The 17504-nt window shown below is 70.9% G+C and carries 13 protein-coding genes; 9 read left to right on the top strand and 4 right to left on the bottom strand.

From position 1 onward, the window contains the following. Window positions 1-7: 7 nt before the first annotated feature. Together ACIRB7_RS27900 and ACIRB7_RS27895 are read right to left on the bottom strand one after the other, a co-directional pair. A complete protein-coding gene (locus tag ACIRB7_RS27900; protein WP_351213024.1) occupies window positions 8-148 on the bottom strand; it encodes an SPW_0924 family protein in 141 nt (46 codons plus the stop codon). Between the two features lie 195 nt (window positions 149-343). Then, window positions 344-2170 carry a lytic transglycosylase domain-containing protein gene (locus ACIRB7_RS27895; protein ID WP_403603705.1) on the bottom strand — a complete coding sequence of 609 codons (1827 nt, stop codon included), beginning with the start codon at window positions 2168-2170 and terminating at the stop codon, window positions 344-346. A gap of 238 nt (window positions 2171-2408) precedes the next feature. Between ACIRB7_RS27895 and ACIRB7_RS27890 the strand changes: the two genes are divergently transcribed. After that, window positions 2409-3341: a DUF4184 family protein gene (locus ACIRB7_RS27890; protein ID WP_403603703.1), complete on the top strand. Its 933-nt coding sequence runs from the start codon at window positions 2409-2411 to the stop codon at window positions 3339-3341. Window positions 3342-3473: 132 nt separating this feature from the next. On the opposite strand, the gene polA is transcribed toward ACIRB7_RS27890, so the two are convergent. Beyond that, window positions 3474-6185 carry a DNA polymerase I gene (polA, locus tag ACIRB7_RS27885; protein ID WP_403603701.1) on the bottom strand — a complete coding sequence of 904 codons (2712 nt, stop codon included), beginning with the start codon at window positions 6183-6185 and terminating at the stop codon, window positions 3474-3476. Between the two features lie 121 nt (window positions 6186-6306). Here polA and ACIRB7_RS27880 point away from each other — a divergent pair, with 121 nt between their 5' ends. The 8 genes from ACIRB7_RS27880 (at window position 6307) to ACIRB7_RS27845 (ending at window position 16727) form a co-directional block, all read left to right on the top strand. Further along, entirely contained in the window at window positions 6307-8589 is a 2283-nt protein-coding gene (locus ACIRB7_RS27880) for an FdhF/YdeP family oxidoreductase (protein WP_403603699.1), read from the top strand. Between the two features lie 83 nt (window positions 8590-8672). Beyond that, entirely contained in the window at window positions 8673-9176 is a 504-nt protein-coding gene (locus ACIRB7_RS27875; protein ID WP_403603697.1) for a PaaI family thioesterase, read from the top strand. A gap of 326 nt (window positions 9177-9502) precedes the next feature. Next, the gene (locus ACIRB7_RS27870) at window positions 9503-10396 is read left to right on the top strand and encodes a trypsin-like serine protease (RefSeq protein ID WP_403603695.1); all 894 of its coding nucleotides are present in this window, start codon (window positions 9503-9505) and stop codon (window positions 10394-10396) included. Between the two features lie 455 nt (window positions 10397-10851). Continuing rightward, the gene (locus ACIRB7_RS27865) at window positions 10852-12093 is read left to right on the top strand and encodes a branched-chain amino acid ABC transporter substrate-binding protein (protein WP_403603693.1); all 1242 of its coding nucleotides are present in this window, start codon (window positions 10852-10854) and stop codon (window positions 12091-12093) included. A gap of 97 nt (window positions 12094-12190) precedes the next feature. Continuing rightward, entirely contained in the window at window positions 12191-13120 is a 930-nt protein-coding gene (locus ACIRB7_RS27860; protein WP_351213041.1) for a branched-chain amino acid ABC transporter permease, read from the top strand. Then, on the top strand, window positions 13117-14961 hold the full coding sequence (locus ACIRB7_RS27855) for a branched-chain amino acid ABC transporter permease (protein WP_403603691.1): 1845 nt from the start codon (window positions 13117-13119) through the stop codon (window positions 14959-14961). The genes ACIRB7_RS27860 and ACIRB7_RS27855 overlap by 4 nt, the downstream gene beginning before the upstream one ends. A 3-nt stretch (window positions 14962-14964) precedes the next feature. Beyond that, window positions 14965-16014 (top strand): ABC transporter ATP-binding protein, encoded by a 1050-nt coding sequence (locus ACIRB7_RS27850; protein WP_403603689.1) that lies wholly within the window; start codon window positions 14965-14967, stop codon window positions 16012-16014. Then, window positions 16011-16727, top strand: a complete 717-nt coding sequence (locus tag ACIRB7_RS27845) for an ABC transporter ATP-binding protein (protein WP_403603687.1) — start codon at window positions 16011-16013, stop codon at window positions 16725-16727. The genes ACIRB7_RS27850 and ACIRB7_RS27845 overlap by 4 nt, the downstream gene beginning before the upstream one ends. Before the next feature lie 72 nt (window positions 16728-16799). On the opposite strand, the gene ACIRB7_RS27840 is transcribed toward ACIRB7_RS27845, so the two are convergent. Then, complete coding sequence (locus ACIRB7_RS27840; protein ID WP_403603685.1) at window positions 16800-17456, bottom strand: ANTAR domain-containing response regulator; 657 nt, start codon at window positions 17454-17456, stop codon at window positions 16800-16802. Window positions 17457-17504: the final 48 nt, after the last annotated feature.

The raw sequence follows: 17504 nt of genomic DNA, 5'->3' as shown, positions 1-17504 counted from the left end.
GCTCCCCTTACCGCTTGGGGCCGGGATCGGCGGTGAGCAGGGGCTTGGGCGAGGTGGGGCCGTCGGGCGGCAGATCGACCACGGAGACGAGGAGGACGAAGAGGAGGACTGGGGCGAGTCCGATGGCGGCGGCGACGAGGGCGCGCATGGTCGGCCTCCCGGGATGCGATCTGATGGGTCGTCAGGGCTGGGGCACCGTAGCAACGCGACCGCGAGATGAGAACACGTCGCACCACACGACGCACCACCGCGCCGTCGTGTCCTGGGAACGCGAAGCGCCGCTCCTCCGTCCGGTGGGACGGAGGAGCGGCGCGGAGGACGCGGCGCGGTGGCGCGGTCGGGGTCAGGCCGAAGGAGAGCCCGAGGGGGAGGTCGACGCGGAGGGGGAGGCCTCGGGCGAGCCGGTGCCGGTGGGCGTCGGGTCCGGCGTCGGGTCCGGCGTCGGGTCCGGGGTGGGGGTCGCGGGCGCGGTGACCGTCAGCTTGACCACCGTGTCGCCGCCGCCGAGCGCGGTGAAGCGGATCGCGTACTCCCCGGCCTTGTCGCCCGCGAAGAGCTGCGGGAGCAGGATCGTCCCGTCCGGCCCGGTCTTGATGAGCAGCGTGCGGACGCCGTCCTTGAAGGACGGGCCGTCGGCGCTCTCCTCGGTGGCCGTCGAGGAGGCGACGATCATGACGGTGACGAGCACACCGGGAGCGAGGGCGCCCTTTTCGGTGGCCTTGACCTGAACCGGCTGGGTGAAGGCGGTGCCGGTGGTGGCCGACAGGGGGGCACCGGCGACACGGGCGAGGGTGTCCGCCTGGCGGGCGGTGACCGTCGCGCCGAACTCGGTCGCGGCCACGGTGCTGTTGCCCACGACGGTGGCCCTGACCTTGAACGACCCGGTCTTCTCGCCCGCCCGCAGCGTGGGGGACTTGGCCATACCGGCGGAACCGACGGTGACGGTGACGGTCGTCGCGCCGCCGGCGAAGTGGGCGTCGGTCGCGCCGGTGATCTCGAAGCGGATGGTCGACCCGATGACCGGCGCGCCCGTGGAGTCGAGCGCCGCGACCGTCGGAGCGTGGGCGAAGGCGCTCTCGGTGGTCGCCGTCAGCTCCCCGGTCGAGACGGGTGCGAGTCGCACGACCTTCACGGCGGGCGGCACGGTGGGCGGCTTCGTCGGCGGGGTGACCGGCGGCTTCGGCGGCGGGGTCGGCTTCGGCGGCGGCGGGGTCACCGGCGGCTTGGACGGATCCGTCGGCGTCGGCGTGATCGGCACGGAGGGCTGCGGAGCGGGCGACGTCGGGACCAGCGGGAGCGGCGGGGTCGGGCGGTTGCCCTGCCCCAGGCCGTCGCTCCGGTCGACCGGCAGCACACCCGTGCCGTCCGGGATCTGGTGGGTGCCGCGCTGGTAGTACTCGAACCAGGAGAGGACCGTGTTCAGGTACTCCCTGGAGCGGTTGTAGCTGAGGACCGCGCGGTCGAGGTCGGCCTTGAGCGCGAGGTTGCGGTCGTCGGCGCAGAGGTAGAGACCGGCGGCCTGCGCGGCGTCGTAGATGTTGTTCGGGTCCTTCTTCCCGTCGCTGTTCGCGTCCTGGCCCCAGGTGGCCCAGGTGGACGGGATGAACTGCATCGGACCGACGGCACGGTCATGGGTCTTGTCGCCGTCGTAGGCGCCTTGGTCGGTGTCGGAGATGTTGGCGAATCCGACGCCGTTGAGGGCGGGGCCGAGGATCGGGGTGAAGGTCGTGCCGTTGGCGTCGACCTGGCCGCCACGCGCCTGACCGGATTCGACCTTGCCGATACCGGCGAGCAGCTGCCACGGCAGGTTGCAGCCGGGGTTGGTCGAACGTATCGACTGCTCGGCACGCTGGTAGGCGGCGAACACGGACGCGGGTATGCCGGCTTCGGCGGGGCCGGTGATCACCGGGAGGTTGGTGGGCGCGCCGGGCTTGTTCGGCGTGTTCAGCGGCGGGAGTGCGGTGTAGTACGGCGAATCGCCCGTGGCGGAGCCGTCGCCGGACGGCGACGCCGTGTCCCCGGCGCCGATGGCGCGGTCACCGCCGGCGTTGTCCGCGGGCGGCGGCGCTATCTCCGGTGCCTGTGAGGCGGCGAGCGCGGCGACCGTCGCCGCCACCACCGCACCGCTGGTGGCTCCCTTGCGCAGCCTGCGGCCCAAGTGCGCTGACATGTCGGTGGTCCCTTCCCCCTCGACTGCGGCCCCACGCTCCCCGCGTCCGACCTCCGGCGACCCTATGTCAACTGCGGCCCGCCCGGCACCGGCGCCTGACCGTGTTTCACGCTTTCGTCACCTCTCGGCCGCCTGGCGTCCCGGCGGGGACGGGAACCGGACGGAGTGCCTGGCCCCTCTTGCACAGCGGCCGCTGTCACACTGCGACCGTCACGACCCGAACCTGGGGGACATCCCGTTGCCGTTCACGCTGAGCCATGCCGCTGCCGTACTGCCCGGACTGCGCCGGAACGGGACCGCGCGCGGCCCGTTGGTCGCGTCGGCTCTCGTCGCGGGCTCCTTCGCGCCCGACATGACCTATTTCGCCGCCACGGCGTTCCCCGGGGCGATGGCCCTCGGGGACGTCACGCACTCCCCCGTCGGGATCGTCACCGCCGACGTCCTGATCACCGCCGCGCTCGTGGCCCTGTGGCTGACCGTGCGTGAGCCGCTCGTGGCGCTGCTGCCCGCCCGGTGGCGCGGACGGGTGTACGGGCTCGTGCGGGGCCGGCCCTGGCACGACCGGCATCCGGTCGTGCTCGCCGGGTGGTTCGGTCTCTCCGCGATCCTCGGCGCGACGACCCATGTGGTGTGGGACTCCTTCACCCATATCGACCGCTGGGGCACCCGGATGATCCCGTTCCTCGGTGACGTCGTGGGCGGGTTCCCCGTCTACGTCTACGCCCAGTACGGGGGTTCGGCGCTGGCGCTGGGGTTCCTCGGCTGGTTCGTCACGCGGGCACTGCGCTCCGCCGGCCCGGGCGTGGAGCTGCCGTCCCGGGTACCGGTCCCGGGACGGCGCGGACGGCTGCTCGCGGCCGGGGTGATCGGCGGCTGTGTCCTCGCCGGGATCGCTCACCGGGTGCTGCGCTGGGCCGCGTACTGGGGCTGGGGGCGGATCGAGACGCCCCTGGACGTCATTCCGACGGCCTGCTTCGGGGCCGGCGCGGGGCTCGCCGTCGGGCTGGTGCTGTACGGGGTGGGGGCGCGGCTGCGGGGGGCGCCGCCGGGTGCGATGTCGGGTGCGGCGTCGGTGGAGGCCCCGGCGGCGCCCGCGCCCGTGGGAGGCGACCAGCCGAGCTCCTCGACTGCCGCCCGCACCCGGGGTGCGGGTCCAAGCCTCGGAGCCTAGGCCCGGCAGGGGCGCCGTCCCGTGTGCCCACCCGTCCCGCCCCGGCGGGACGATTGCCCACACGGGGGTGGGGTGGCGCTGAGGCGGGCCCACGGTCCGCCCCAGCGGGACGTTGCCCCCACGGGGGAGCCGTCAGTGCGCGGCGGAGTCCCAGTCGTGGCCTACGCCTACCGAGACGTCCAACGGGGCGCGGAGGTCGGCGGCGGCGGACATCTGCTCGCGGACGAGGGCCTCGACCTGCTCGCGCTCGCCGGGGGCGAGTTCGAGCACGATTTCGTCGTGGACCTGGAGGAGCATCCGGGAGGCGAGGCCCGCCTCGGTCAGTGCCCTGTCGACGTTGAGCATCGCGACCTTCACGATGTCCGCGGCCGTGCCCTGGATGGGGGCGTTGAGCGCCATCCGCTCGGCGGACTCGCGGCGCTGCCGGTTGTCGCTGTTGAGGTCGGGCAGGTAGCGGCGCCGGCCGAGGATGGTCTCGGTGTAACCGGTGGCGCGGGCCTCGTCCACGACCCGGCGCAGATAGTCGCGCACACCGCCGAAGCGCTCGAAGTAGGTGTCCCGCAGGCCGGCGGCCTCGCCCGGGTCGATGTTCAGCTGCTGCGAGAGGCCGAAGGCGGACAGACCGTAGGCCAGGCCGTACGACATGGCCTTGATCTTGCGGCGCATCTCGGCGTCGACGGCGGCCCGCTCGACGCCGAAGACCTGGGAGGCGACGGTGGTGTGCAGGTCCTCGCCGGAGGTGAAGGCCTCGATGAGGCCCTCGTCCTCGGAGAGGTGGGCCATGACGCGCAGCTCGATCTGGCTGTAGTCGGCGGTCATGAGGGCCTCGAAGCCCTCGCCGACGACGAAGCCGTGCCGGATGGCCCGGCCCTCGTCCGTCCGCACCGGCACGTTCTGCAGGTTCGGGTCGGTGGAGGAGAGGCGCCCGGTGGCGGCGACGGTCTGGCTGAACGTGGTGTGGATCCGGCCGTCGGCGGCGATCGTCTTGATCAGGCCCTCGACCGTGGAGCGCAGGCGCGCCTGCTCACGGTGGCGGAGCATGATCACCGGGAGTTCGTGCTCGGTCTGGGCGGCCAGCCAGGCCAGCGCGTCCGCGTCCGTCGTGTAGCCGGTCTTCGTCTTCTTCGTCTTCGGCAGGTTCAGCTCGCCGAAGAAGACCTCCTGGAGCTGCTTGGGCGAGCCGAGGTTGAACTCATGGCCCACGGAGGCGTGCGCCTCCTTCACCGCCTGCTGCACGGCGCCGGCGAACTGCTGCTCCATGGCCTCCAGATGGTCCCGGTCGGCGGCGATGCCGTGTCGCTCCAGGCGCGCGAGGAGGGCGGAGGTGGGCAGTTCGACCTCGTGGAGGAGCTCGCGGGCGCCGACCTCGCCGAGCCGCTCGTCGAACGCGCCGGCGAGGTCGAGGACGGCCCGCGCCTGGGTCATGAGGGCCTCGGCCTCCGCGGTGTCGTCGGCGCCGAAGGCGAGCTGCCCGTCGGTGGCGGCGGCGGGGGCGAGCTCTCGGTGGAGGTACTCGACGGAGAGTGCGTCGAGGGCGAAGGAGCGCCGGCCGGGCTTGACGAGGTAGGCGGCGAGGGCGGTGTCCATGGTGACGCCCGCGATGCTCCAGCCGTGCTCAGGGAAGACCCGCAGCGCGCCCTTGGCGTTGTGCATGACCTTCGGGCGGGCGGGGTCGGAGATCCACGCGGACCAGGCCCGCTCGTCGGCCTCGTCGAGGGAGCTGGGCTCGAACCAGGCGGCGGCACCTCCGGCGGCGGCGAGGGCGATCTCGCTCACGTTCCCCGTGCCGAGGGCCCAGCTGTCGACGGTGGCGATACCGAGGGGCTCGGTGCCGTGCTCGGCGAGCCAGGGGGCGAGCTCGCCGGAGCCGATGACGGTGCCGTCGAGCTCGACGCCGGCGGCGGGGGCCGGGGCGGCCTCCTCCGAGGCGCCGGGGTCGACGGCGAGGAGCCGCTCGCGCAGCGAGGGGTTGCGGATCTCCAGGGTGTCGAGGACGAGTGCGACGGCCCCGCGGTCGTAGGGCTCGCGGGCGAGGTCCGCGACAGTCCTCGGCAGCTCGACGTCCCGGACCATCTCGGTCAGCCGGCGGTTGAGCCTGACCGACTCCAGGTGGTCGCGGAAGTTCTGCCCGGCCTTGCCCTTGACCTCCTCGGCGCGCTCGACGAGCTCGGCGAAGGAGCCGAACTGGTTGATCCACTTCGCGGCGGTCTTCTCGCCGACGCCGGGGATACCGGGCAGGTTGTCGGACGGGTCGCCGCGCAGGGCGGCGAAGTCGGGGTACTGCGAGGGGCTCAGGCCGTACTTCTCCTGGACCTTCTCCGGGGTGAAGCGGGTCAGCTCGGAGACGCCCTTGGTGGGGTAGAGCACGGTGGTGCGGTCGCTGACCAGCTGGAACGAGTCCCGGTCGCCGGTGACGATCAGTACGTCGAAGCCCTCGGCCTCGGCCTGGGTGACGAGGGTCGCGATGACGTCGTCCGCCTCGAAGCCGTCGATGGCGAACCGCGGCGCGTTCATCGCGTCGAGGAGCTCGCCGATCAGCTCGACCTGGCCCTTGAACTCGTCGGGGGTCTTCGAGCGGTTCGCCTTGTACTCCGGGAACTCCTCGGACCGCCACGTCTTGCGGGACACGTCGAAGGCGACCGCGAAGTGCGTGGGGGCCTCGTCGCGGAGCGTGTTCGCCAGCATCGAGGCGAACCCGTAGATCGCGTTCGTCGGCTGCCCGGTCGCGGTGGTGAAGTTCTCCGCGGGCAGCGCGAAGAACGCCCGGTACGCGAGCGAGTGCCCGTCCATGAGGAGCAGGCGGGGGCGGGTGTCTGCGGGGTTCTTCGATGCTGTCTCGGCCACATGACGATCCTGCCACGGACCACCGACAATCCCGTCCACACGGCGGAGGCGCCCGGCTGTCGGTGCCGCGTGACAGGATCGGAGACGTACGCCACAGGATTACCGCTCAAGGGAGAGCGCGATGGTCAGCAAGCCGCCGGTCGGTGACCCGGTCCAGGACGCACCGCAGGTCACGCCGCCGCAGCACTCCGCCGCGGGCCTGCCCGCCATCGGGCACACGCTGCGGATGGCCCAGGAGCAGATGGGGCCGGTGCGGACCGCGCGGACCCTGCTGAAGGTCAACCAGAAGGACGGCTTCGACTGTCCCGGCTGCGCCTGGCCGGAGGCCGACAAGCGGCACGTGGCGGAGTTCTGCGAGAACGGGGCGAAGGCGGTGGCCGAGGAGGCGACGCTGCGCCGGGTGACCCCGGAGTTCTTCGCCGCGCACCCACTGGCGGACCTGGCGACCCGCAGCGGGTACTGGCTGGGGCAGCAGGGCCGGATCACGCAGCCGATGCTCCTGCCGGCGGGCGGCGAGCGGTACGAGCCGGTGACCTGGGAGCGGGCCTTCGCGATCATCGCCGAGGAGCTCCGGGCGCTCGGCTCCCCCGACGAGGCACTCTTCTACACCTCGGGCCGGACGAGCAACGAGGCGGCGTTCCTGCTCCAGCTCTTCGCCCGCGAGTTCGGCACGAACAACCTGCCGGACTGCTCCAACATGTGTCACGAGTCCTCGGGCTCCGCCCTCAACGAGACCATCGGCATCGGCAAGGGCAGCGTCTCCCTCGAGGACCTGCACCGGGCCGACCTGATCATCGTGGCCGGGCAGAACCCGGGCACGAACCACCCGCGGATGCTCTCGGCCCTGGAGAAGGCGAAGGAGGCGGGCGCCCGGATCATCTCGGTGAACCCGCTGCCGGAGGCGGGCCTCGAGCGGTTCAAGAACCCGCAGACGCCGCAGGGCATGGTCAAGGGCACCGCACTGACCGACCTCTTCCTCCAGATCCGCATCGGCGGCGACCAGGCCCTGTTCCGTCTGCTCAACAAACTGGTCCTGGAGACGGCCGGGGCGGTCGACGAGGAGTTCGTACGGCAGCACACCCATGGGTACGAGGAGTTCGTCGAGGCGGCCAAGGCGGCCGACTGGGACGAGACGCTCGCCGCGACCGGACTCGACCGGGCCGACATCGAGCGGGCCCTGGAGCTGGTGCTCGCCTCGGAGCGGACCGTCGTCTGCTGGGCGATGGGCCTCACCCAGCACAAGCACTCCGTGCCGACCATCCGCGAGGTGGTCAACTTCCTTCTCCTCCGGGGCAACATCGGCCGTCCGGGCGCCGGGGTGTGCCCGGTCCGCGGCCATTCGAACGTGCAGGGCGACCGCACCATGGGGATCTTCGAGCGGCCCGCGCCCGCGTTCCTCGACGCCCTGGACAAGGAGTTCGGCATCGTCTCGCCGCGCCACCACGGCTTCGACGTGGTCCGCTCCATCCAGGCGCTGCGCGACGGCGAGGCGAAGGTGTTCTTCGCGATGGGCGGCAACTTCGTGGCGGCGACCCCCGACACGGAGGTGACGGAGGCGGCGATGCGCAACGCGCGCCTGACCGTCCACGTCTCGACGAAGCTGAACCGCTCGCACGCCGTCACGGGCACGCGCGCGCTGATCCTGCCCACCCTCGGCCGCACCGACAAGGACGTGCAGAAGAGCGGCAAGCAGGTCGTGACCGTCGAGGACTCGATGAGTCTGGTGCACGCCTCGCGCGGCAATCTGCCGCCCGCGAGCCCGCACCTGCTGTCCGAGCCGGCGATCGTGGCGCGCATGGCCCGCGCCGTCCTCGGCGCCGGGTCGGCCACGCCCTGGGAGGAGTTCGAGGCGGACTACGCCACGATCCGGGACCGCATCGCGCGCGTGGTCCCCGGTTTCCACGACTTCAACGCGCGTCTGGCGGCGAACCCCGGCGGCTTCGCGCTGCCGCACGGCCCGCGGGACGAGCGGCGCTTCCCCACGAAGACCGGCAAGGCGAACTTCACGGCGGCGCCCGTCGAGTACCCGAGGGTGCCGGAGGGACGGCTGCTGCTGCAGACGCTGCGCTCGCACGACCAGTACAACACCACGATCTACGGTCTCGACGACCGCTACCGGGGCATCAAGGGCGGCCGCCGGGTCGTCCTGGTCCACCCCGAGGACGCGGCGGGGCTCGGCTTCGCCGACGGGGCGTACACGGATCTGGTGAGCGAGTGGACCGACGGCAGCGAGCGGCGGGCGCCCGGTTTCCGGGTCGTGCACTATCCGACGCCCCGGGGGTGCGCGGCGGCCTATTACCCCGAGACGAACGTCCTCGTACCGCTGGAGTCGACGGCGGACATCAGCAACACCCCCGCGAGCAAGTCCGTGATCGTCCGTCTGGAACAATCGCACTCCGCCTAAGCGTTTGCTCAGGCGGAGTCGGATGATCGTGTGTCGAGTGAGCACGCGATCAGCAGTCGTACGAAGACGAACGGAGCCGGGGCATGGGTGAACAGCAGCACGTGAAGTTCCCGCAGGAGGTCATCGAGGAGTACGCGGCGCTCGGCGTCGACCTCCCGGCGCTGTTCTCGGCCGGACACCTCGGGAACCGGATGGGCGTGCAGATCCTGGAGGCCTCGGCCGAGCGGGTCGTCGGGACGATGCCGGTGGAGGGCAACACGCAGCCGTACGGCCTCCTGCACGGTGGGGCCTCGGCGGTGCTCGCCGAGACGCTGGGCTCCATCGGCTCGATGCTGCACGGCGGCGTCTCGAAGATCGCGGTCGGCGTCGACCTGAACTGCACCCACCACCGCGGGGCGCGCAGCGGCCTGGTCACCGGCGTGGCGACGCCGGTGCACCGCGGCCGGTCCACCGCCACGTACGAGATCGTGATCACCGACGAGCAGGACAAGCGGGTCTGCACGGCGCGGCTGACCTGCATGCTGCGCGAGATCACCGCCAAGGACGCGGGCGACCTGCCGGAGGCGGGCCGGGCCGAGAGCGCCTGAGGCGGAAACGCGGGCCGACCGGCACGAACGGCGCGGCGCGGGACGGGGCGACCCTCCCGCGCCGCGCCGTTCGCGTGCCGGCGCCCGTGCCGGAGCCCGCGCCGCGCCGTTCGCGTGCCGGCGCCCGTGCCGGAGCCCGCGCCGCGCCGTTCGCGTGCCGGCGCCCGTGCCAGCGCCCCGGCCCGCCGCCCCCGCCACTCCCGCACCACAACCCCCGACTCCCAACTCCCTTGTCTCCACTCCCTCTTGCCCCAGGCGGCCTCAGCCGCTTCACTGACGAACCTCCCCCACAGGAGAACATCCACTCACACAGCGAGGGGTTCTTCGTGACCGTCGTCCGCACCACCTACGCGATGACCACCGTCACCGCCGTCACCGCCGCCGCCTGCGCCGCCGTCCTCGCCACCGCGATCCCGGCCTCGGCGATCAACTCGTACCACGCGACCCCCGCCCCCGAGCGCACCGAGGTCGGCGCGCTCGTCGCGACCTGGGACGCCGACGGGAATCCCGCGACTCCCGACCGCGTCGACTGGGTCTGCTCCGGCACCATGATCGACGCGAACACCTTCCTGACGGCCGCCCACTGCACCACGGACTGGCCGGCGAACGTCCGCTTCCACGTCTCGCTCGACCAGGACGTCCAGGCCGGCCTGGACCGGGCGGCCGCCGAGCACCCGGGCGACCCCGCGGCCCAGGCCCGGAGCGTCGCCGTCGAGGGCACCGCCCACAACCACCCCGCCTACCCCGGCCCGGCCTCCGACACCCGTGACATCTCGGTGATCGAGCTGCCCGCCTCCGCCATGAAGGCCCGCTGGTCCTTCACCCCGGCCCGCCTCCCCCGCGCGGGCGCCCTCGACGCGCTCGGCCCGCAGGGCCTGAACGACACCTCCTTCACGGTCGCCGGTTACGGCACCGAGGAGGCGAGGCGCGGCCCCGGCGGGCACACCCACCCGGGCGGCGGGATCCGCATGAAGGCACCGGTCGCCTTCAACGCGCTGAACGACGCCTGGATCCGGCTCGCCATGACCGCGCCCCAGGGAAACGGCGGAGCCTGTTACGGCGATTCGGGCGGCCCCAACTTCGCCACCCTCAACGGCACGTACACCCTCGTGTCCACCACGATCACCGGCGATACGCCGTGCTACGCCACCAATGTGACCTATCGGCTGGACAGTCCCGGTGCGCGTGCGTTCCTGACGCCGTACGTCCAGCTCCCCTGACGTCATCCGTCACCCTGAGTGACGGGCGCACAGAGCGGAACGGATCGGGGCGGAGGAGCTCTTTCGTCCGCTGAGGTTTCTGCCACTGTCCGATATCCGGAGAGTCGGCCGAGCCCTCCGACAGGAGCAAGATTCACTCAAGCCCCTTAGCGGAACTGCACGTTCTCACGATGTGAACACTGCATTACAGACCGCTATGCCCCCATTTGCCCACTCGCCGCGCACACCATTTCCCCGTCGGCATAACAAGACAGTCACATCCTGACCTCGGCGCTCCCCGACCCTCCCCACCTGCGCTTAGAGTCACCGCCAGTTACCGCGCCGCCGGGCGCGTTCTACTGCACGGCCCTGTACCAACCCCAGTACGGCCCGGCGTTCCAAAACGGCACCCCTCGCTTTGCAGCTTCACGGCACCGCCTCGATCCGAGGGGGCCGCGCCAGGGAAAGGACCCTTCGTGCGAAACCGTTCGTTGCTCATACTCACCACCGCGGTCACCGCGGGAGCGCTCACCCTCACCGCGTGTGGTTCGCGCGACGACAAGGGCGGCGCCGCCGAGAACGGCGACGGCGGCAACGTCACCGTGACCATCGGTCTGGACGCCCCCCTCACGGGCGAGCTCTCCGCCCTCGGTCTCGGCATCAAGAACTCGGCCGACCTCGCGGTCAAGACGGCCAACAAGAAGGCCTACGTCAAGGGCGTGACCTTCAAGCTGGAGTCCCTGGACGACCAGGCCCAGCCCTCCGCCGGCCAGCAGAACGCGACCAAGTTCGTCGCCGACAAGACCGTCCTCGGCGTCGTCGGCCCGCTGAACTCCGGCGTCGCCGAGGCCATGCAGAAGGTCTTCGACGACGCGAAGCTGGCGCAGGTCTCCCCGGCCAACACCAACCCGGCTCTGAGCCAGGGCGTCAACTGGGCCTCCGGCGACAAGAAGCGCGGCTACAAGTCGTACTTCCGTACCGCCACCACGGACGCCATCCAGGGCCCGTTCGCCGCCCAGTACGTCTTCAACGAGGCCAAGAAGACCAAGGCCTTCATCATCGACGACAAGAAGACCTACGGCGCCGGCCTCGCGGGCACCTTCAAGGGCGAGTTCGAGAAGCTCGGCGGCAAGGTCCTCGGCACCGAGCACATCAACCCGGACACCAAGGACTTCTCCGCGGTCGCGACCAAGGTGAAGACCTCCGGCGCCGACGTCGTCTACTACGGTGGCGAGTACCCGGCCGCCGGCCCGCTGGCCAAGCAGATCAAGGAAGCCGGCGCGAAGGTCGTCGTCGTCGGCGGCGACGCGCTCTTCAGCCCGGAGTACGTGAAGCTCGCGGGCGCCACGGCGGCCGAGGGTGACTTCGCCACCTCCGTCGGCGCGCCGATCGAGTCCCTCGCCTCGGCCAAGGACTTCCTGGCCGACTACAAGACCGGTGGCTACAAGGAGGCCTACGAGGCCTACGGCGGCTACTCGTACGACTCGACCTGGGCCATCATCGAGGCCGTCAAGAAGGTCGTCGACGGCAACGGCGGCAAGCTCCCGGACGACGCCCGCGCCAAGGTCGTCGAGGCCGTCCAGGGTGTCTCCTTCGAAGGCGTGAGCGGCAAGGTCTCCTTCGACGAGTTCGGTGACACCACCAACAAGCAGCTCACCGTCTACAAGGTCGAGGGCGGCGCCTTCAAGCCGGTCAAGTCCGGCACCTTCGGCGGCTGATCAACCCCACCACTCAGCACCACCTTCACCGCGCGGGGGGCCGCACCTGGCTCCCCGCGCGGTGTCACATCCGTCGAAAGTCTCGGAGGACAATGCGGTGAACGAACTGCCGCAGCAGCTGGTCAACGGCCTGCTACTGGGATCCATGTACGGGCTCGTCGCCGTCGGCTACACGATGGTCTACGGCATCGTCCAGCTCATCAACTTCGCCCATGGCGAGATCTTCATGACCGGCGGCTTCGGGGCCCTCACGGTCTGGCTCATCCTGCCCGGCGGCACCAGCATGTGGGTCGCACTGCCCATCATGATCATCGGTGCCGTGGTCGTCGCGACCACCATAGCCATCGGAGCGGAACGGTTCGCCTACCGTCCGCTCCGCGGAGGCCCCCGCCTCGCCCCGCTCATCACGGCCATCGGTCTCTCGCTCGCCCTGCAGTACGCCGTATGGGTCTGGTACCCGGAGGCCAAGTCCGCCCGGACCTTCCCGCAGATCCCCGGCGGCGCCATCGAGATCGGCCCGGTCACCATCCAGACCGGCGACGTCTTCCTCCTGATCGCCGCCCCGATCTGCATGGCCTTCCTCGCCTTCTTCGTGATGCGCACCCGTGTCGGTCGCGGCATGCAGGCCACGGCGCAGGACCCGGACACCGCGAAACTCATGGGCGTCAACACCGACCGCATCATCGTGATCGCGTTCGCCCTCGGTGCCGCGATGGCCGCCATCGGCGCCGTCGCCTTCGGCCTCAAGTACGGCGTGGTCGACTACAAGATGGGCTTCCTCCTCGGTCTCAAGGCCTTCACGGCCGCGGTCCTCGGCGGAATCGGCAACATCTACGGGGCCATGATCGGCGGAGTCGTCCTCGGTGTCGCCGAGACCATGGCGACGGCGTACATCAGCCACATCCCCGGTATGGAGCAGCTCGGCGGCCAGTCCTGGGCCGACGTCTGGGCCTTCGTACTCCTCATCGTCGTACTCCTCGCCCGGCCACAAGGCCTCCTCGGCGAGCGCGTCGCGGACAGGGCGTGAGCACCATGACCACCATCTCCGAGAACCCCAAGGCGTCCGCGGCCCCCGAGCCCGGCGCCGAGGCGACCGGCCTCATCGGCTTCATCCCGGCCACGGCCGCCCGCGCCCTCACCCTGGGCGGCGGCGTCCTCACCGTCGCCAGCTGCTTCCTCGCCTGGACCTGGACCCCCCGCTTCCCGGGCGACCTCACGTACTACGGCTCCCCGGCCGGCCTCCAGATGCAGGTCCTGGTCACCGGCGTGCTCACCGCCCTCTTCGCCCTCTCCTCGTACGGCGTCAAGGGCACCCGCTGGCTGACCCCGGCCGGCGGCGACGCGGCCGTCAAACTCGCCGCCCTCGCCAACTTCGCCATCGCCTGGTTCACCATCGGCGCCATCAGCATCCAGCTCGGCGGCCCGGTCAACCTGGAGCCCGGCGGCGCGGTCGTCGCACTCGCCAGCCTCCTCGCCCTCATCGGCGCCCTCGCCCTCCCCTACGAGCGGCCGAAGGTGCTGCCCGTGGACCCCGAGGACACCTCATGGGACCAGTTCAAGCACCGTGCCGGCAACGGCTGGACCTCCTTCAAGGCCGCCTTCGCCTCCACCGGCACCGCGCGCAGGCTCCCGACGATGCACTCCTCCGTCGAGATCCTGATCATCGCGGGCGTCCTCGCCATCGCCCTCGGCGTCTTCACCTACGGTGTCGGCACCGAGTACGACGAACTGTTCCTCGGCTTCCTGATCACGGCCGGCATCGGCTTCGCCGCCGTCAGCAAGTCGGGCCTCGTGGCGCAGGCCACGCAGCTCACCGGCAAGCACCAGAACCTGTCCATCGCGGGCGCGTTCACCGCCGCGGCGCTCTTCCCCTTCACCCAGACCGACGACCAGTACGCGACGCTCGGCGTCTACATCCTGATCTTCGCCACGGTCGCCCTGGGCCTGAACATCGTCGTCGGCCTCGCCGGTCTCCTCGACCTCGGCTACGTCGCCTTCCTCGGCGTCGGCGCCTACGCGGCCGCCCTCGTCTCGGGCGCCCCGTCCTCCCCGTTCGGCGTCCACTTCCCGTTCTGGGCCGCCATCCTGGTCGGCGCGGGAGCCTCGCTGGTCTTCGGTGTCCTCATCGGCGCCCCGACCCTGCGACTGCGCGGCGACTACCTCGCCATCGTGACGCTCGGCTTCGGCGAGATCTTCCGTATCTCGGTGATGAACACCGACGGCACCTCCGGACCCGACATCACCAACGGCTCCAACGGCATCTCGTCCATCCCGAACCTCAACATATTCGGGTTCGACTTCGGCGCCGCGCACTCGATCGCCGGCTTCACCATCGGACGCTTCGCCAACTACTTCTTCCTGATGCTGCTGATCATGGCCGTCGTCGTGCTCGTCTTCCGACGCAGCGGCGACTCCCGCATCGGCCGCGCCTGGGTCGCCATCCGCGAGGACGAGACCGCCGCGCTCGCCATGGGCATCAACGGCTTCCGCGTCAAGCTCATCGCCTTCGCCCTCGGCGCCGCGCTCGCCGGCCTCGCCGGCACCGTGCAGGCCCACGTCACCTACACCGTGACCCCCGAGCAGTACCTCTTCGCCGGCCCCATCCCGCCCAACTCCGCCTTCCTGCTCGCGGCCGTCGTCCTCGGCGGCATGGGCACCATGAGCGGTCCCCTGGTCGGCGCGTCCCTCCTCTTCCTCATCCCGAACAAGCTGCAGTTCATGGGCGAGTACCAGCTCTTCGCCTTCGGCGTCGCGCTGATCCTGCTCATGCGCTTCCGCCCGGAGGGCCTGATCGCCAACCGGCGCAACCAGCTGGAGTTCCACGAGAAGGACGAGACGCCCGCCACGCTCGCCAAGGCAGGTGCCTGAACCATGACGACCACCACCAAGACCGCCGACGCGAGCACCGCGCCGGCCGCGGGCGAGACCGTCCTCGACGCACGCGGGGTCACCATGCGCTTCGGCGGCCTCACCGCCGTCCGCGATGTGAACCTCACCGTCAACAGCGGCGAGATCGTCGGTCTCATCGGCCCCAACGGCGCCGGCAAGACCACCTTCTTCAACTGCCTCACCGGCCTCTACGTCCCCACCGAGGGTGAGGTCCGGTACAAGGGCACGGTCCTGCCGCCCACGTCGTACAAGGTCACCGACGCCGGCATCGCCCGCACCTTCCAGAACATCCGCCTCTTCCACAACATGACCGTCCTGGAGAACGTCCTCGTCGGACGCCACACCCGGATGAAGCAGGGCCTCTGGTCCGCACTGCTCCGCCTCCCCGGCTTCAAGAAGGCCGAGGCGGAAGCCACGACGCGGGCGATGGAACTCCTGGAGTTCATCGGCCTCCAGGACAAGGCGCAGCACCTCGCCAAGAACCTCCCGTACGGAGAGCAGCGCAAGCTGGAGATCGCCCGCGCCCTCGCGAGCGACCCCGGCCTGATCCTGCTCGACGAGCCCACCGCCGGCATGAACCCGCAGGAGACGCGGGCGGCGGAGGAACTCATCTTCGCCATCCGGGACATGGGCATCGCCGTGCTCGTCATCGAGCACGACATGCGGTTCATCTTCAACCTCTGCGACCGGGTCGCCGTGCTCGTCCAGGGCCAGAAGCTGATCGAGGGCGACAGCCAGACCGTCCAGAGCGACGAGCGCGTCATCGCCGCGTACCTGGGCGAGCCCGTCGAGGCGGACACGGCCCCGGCCCCCGCCCCGGCTGCCGCTCCGGCTGTCGCTCCGGCCGCGGAGGACACCCCGGCGACCGACGAGACCCCGGACGCCGACGAGGCGGACGAGGCCCCCGAGGCCCCGGCCGATGAGGCCGAAGAGGCTGACGAGGCCCCGGCCGACAAGCCGGCCCCGGCTTCCGACGACGCCTCGGAGGACACCCCGCACGACCCTGCTTCGGGCAAGGAGAACGACGCATGACCGCACTGCTCGAAGTCGAGGACCTGCGCGTCGCCTACGGAAAGATCGAGGCCGTCAAGGGCATCTCCTTCTCCGTCGAAGCCGGTGAGGTCGTCACCCTCATCGGCACCAACGGCGCCGGCAAGACCACCACCCTGCGGACCCTCTCCGGGCTCCTCAAGCCGGTCGGCGGCCAGATCAAGTTCGAGGGCAAGTCCCTCCGCAAGATCCCCGCGCACAAGATCGTCTCGCTGGGTCTGGCCCACTCCCCCGAGGGCCGGCACATCTTCCCCCGGATGACGATCGAGGAGAACCTCCTCCTCGGCGCCTTCCTCCGCAAGGACACCGCGGGCATCGCCAAGGACGTCCAGCGCGCCTACGACCTCTTCCCCATCCTGGGCGAGCGTCGCAGGCAGGCGGCCGGCACGCTCTCCGGTGGTGAGCAGCAGATGCTCGCCATGGGCAGGGCGCTGATGTCCCAGCCGAAGCTGCTCATGCTCGACGAGCCCTCCATGGGCCTCTCGCCGATCATGATGCAGAAGATCATGGCGACGATCGCCGAGCTGAAGGCCCAGGGCACCACCATCCTGCTCGTCGAGCAGAACGCCCAGGCCGCGCTCGCCCTGGCGGACCACGGTCACGTCATGGAGATCGGCAAGGTCGTCCTGTCGGGTACGGGACAGAACTTGCTCCACGACGAGTCCGTCCGCAAGGCGTACCTCGGCGAGGACTGAGCCACCCCAGATCAGAAGGCCCGCCCCACAGCGACGTGGGGCGGGCCTTCTTCGGTACGGGGGCGGGCGGGGCTACTGCCCCTTGGCCGCCTTCTTCTCCTCGGCGTCCTCGATCACGGCCTCCGCGACCTGCTGCATCGACATACGACGGTCCATCGACGTCTTCTGGATCCAGCGGAACGCAGCCGGCTCCGTCAGCCCGTACTGGGTCTGCAGGATCGACTTGGCGCGGTCCACCAGCTTGCGGGTCTCCAGGCGGAGGGAGAGGTCGGCGACCTCCTTCTCCAGGGCGCGCAGCTCCGCGAACCGGGAGACGGCCATCTCGATGGCCGGCACCACGTCGCTCTTGCTGAACGGCTTCACCAGGTACGCCATGGCGCCGGCGTCCCGGGCCCGCTCGACGAGCTCGCGCTGCGAGAAGGCGGTGAGCATGAGGACCGGGGCGATGGACTCGCCGGCGATCTTCTCGGCGGCCGAGATGCCGTCCAGGACGGGCATCTTCACGTCGAGGATGACGAGGTCGGGCCGGTGCTCACGGGCGAGCTCGACGGCCTTGGCACCGTCACCGGCCTCGCCGACGACCGTGTAGCCCTCTTCCTCCAGCATCTCTTTGAGGTCGAGGCGGATGAGAGCCTCGTCCTCGGCGATGACGACACGGGTCGTCAGCGGCGGGACGTGCGACGTGTCGGCGGCGTCGTCGGCGGGCTGGGGCGACTCGGGGGCGGTCACTCGGGCTCCTCGTTGCGGGGCAAGTACTGCTCCCCTGAGCCTACCTAG

Source organism: Streptomyces sp. NPDC093795 (assembly GCF_044764665.1).
Lineage (GTDB): Bacteria > Actinomycetota > Actinomycetes > Streptomycetales > Streptomycetaceae > Streptomyces.
The sequence above is the reverse complement of the archived record's forward strand: the minus strand, read 5'-3'. Positions and strand labels throughout refer to the sequence as shown.

Bases quoted from the DNA above. Each gene is read 5' to 3' on its own strand.
- ACIRB7_RS27900 (WP_351213024.1), bottom strand. From the start codon at position 148: ATGCGCGCCCTCGTCGCCGCCGCCATCGGACTCGCCCCAGTCCTCCTC.
- ACIRB7_RS27895 (WP_403603705.1), bottom strand. From the start codon at position 2,170: ATGTCAGCGCACTTGGGCCGCAGGCTGCGCAAGGGAGCCACCAGCGGT.
- ACIRB7_RS27880 (WP_403603699.1), top strand. From the start codon at position 6,307: ATGGTCAGCAAGCCGCCGGTCGGTGACCCGGTCCAGGACGCACCGCAG.
- ACIRB7_RS27875 (WP_403603697.1), top strand. From the start codon at position 8,673: ATGGGTGAACAGCAGCACGTGAAGTTCCCGCAGGAGGTCATCGAGGAG.
- ACIRB7_RS27850 (WP_403603689.1), top strand. From the start codon at position 14,965: ATGACGACCACCACCAAGACCGCCGACGCGAGCACCGCGCCGGCCGCG.
- ACIRB7_RS27845 (WP_403603687.1), top strand. From the start codon at position 16,011: ATGACCGCACTGCTCGAAGTCGAGGACCTGCGCGTCGCCTACGGAAAG.